This window comes from Roseisolibacter sp. H3M3-2, assembly GCF_029211165.1.
Lineage (GTDB): Bacteria > Gemmatimonadota > Gemmatimonadetes > Gemmatimonadales > Gemmatimonadaceae > Roseisolibacter.
The window spans coordinates 1-862 of record NZ_JARGEK010000725.1 but is presented as its reverse complement, the minus strand read 5'-3'; the positions used below and the strand labels follow the sequence as shown (position 1 = coordinate 862).

Below are 862 nucleotides of genomic sequence, written 5' to 3'. Positions count from 1 at the left end.
TGGAGCGAACGATGGGAACGGCCATGGTGAGGACAGGCACATCCCGTGGCTGATCGGTGCGGCTCAGGCGCTCGAGCATGATTTCAGCTTCGGCCTTGTCCTGGACGAGGAGCTCGACTGATCTCCAATCGCCCGCGCAAGATGCGGACCGCCGCCAACGCCGAGTACATCATGATCGGCACGCTCGTCGTGATCTCGGCCGTCCAGCAGCTGCTCGCCTTGGGTCGTTGGATCGCCGACCTGCTTCACATCTGCTTCACATAGAGCGGCGTCAGCAGCGGTACGCGCGCGGGCAGGGGCTTGGGCCGGCAGTCCACCTGGACGGCGATCGTTTCGACCTCGCGGGAGCCGCAGGCACAGCGGAACCGACTGGCATCGACCGGCGCCTTCATGCTCCACTTCTTCAGCATGAAGAACTTCATCACCTCGGCCGCGTCGAATACGGCCGTTCGCCGGCAGGCGCGGCAGCGCACGCCCACGTCCAGGCCGAAGCGCGCATAGTCGCCGATCGTCTGAGGCCGCTTCGTTCCCACAATGTTCCCGCTGCGGGTAAGCGGGCGAGTCGGTCAACGGCCCCGAACAGTTCTTCCCCAAGTCATTCCACTGACGCGACGTTTCCCCTATGTTCAGTCAGGGGGTGGCACCATATGCGGGCCATGGAAGAGCCGAAGAGGTTGCGGCCGATCAGACGGCAGGCCGAGGTGCTGGAGCTCGTGAAAGCCTTCAACGCCCGATATGGTCGCTCGCCTTCCATGGGGGAGATCGCCGGGCATTTCGGGATCAGCCGCGGCCGCGCGCACGAGCTGGTGCATGCACTCGCGTTTAAGCGGATGATCGAGGTGGTGCACGGCAAAGCCTATGG

At 64.4% G+C, this 862-nt stretch carries 2 protein-coding genes and 1 pseudogene; 2 read left to right on the top strand and 1 reads right to left on the bottom strand.

What is annotated here, in order from left to right:
• Window positions 1-141 precede the first annotated feature (141 nt).
• Window positions 142-264, top strand: coding sequence for a hypothetical protein (locus tag PYV61_RS26020; RefSeq protein WP_275836797.1), 123 nt, complete (start codon window positions 142-144; stop codon window positions 262-264).
• Here PYV61_RS26020 and PYV61_RS26015 read toward each other — a convergent pair.
• Window positions 246-533 (bottom strand): hypothetical protein, encoded by a 288-nt coding sequence (locus tag PYV61_RS26015; protein WP_275836796.1) that lies wholly within the window; start codon window positions 531-533, stop codon window positions 246-248. The two genes, PYV61_RS26020 and PYV61_RS26015, sit on opposite strands and share 19 nt — an antisense overlap.
• 123 nt (window positions 534-656) lie before the next feature.
• On the opposite strand from PYV61_RS26015, the pseudogene PYV61_RS26010 reads away from it, so the two are divergent.
• A pseudogene (locus PYV61_RS26010) lies at window positions 657-862 on the top strand (hypothetical protein); the annotation flags it as partial.

Bases quoted from the DNA above. Each gene is read 5' to 3' on its own strand.
- PYV61_RS26020 (WP_275836797.1), top strand. From the start codon at position 142: ATGCGGACCGCCGCCAACGCCGAGTACATCATGATCGGCACGCTCGTC.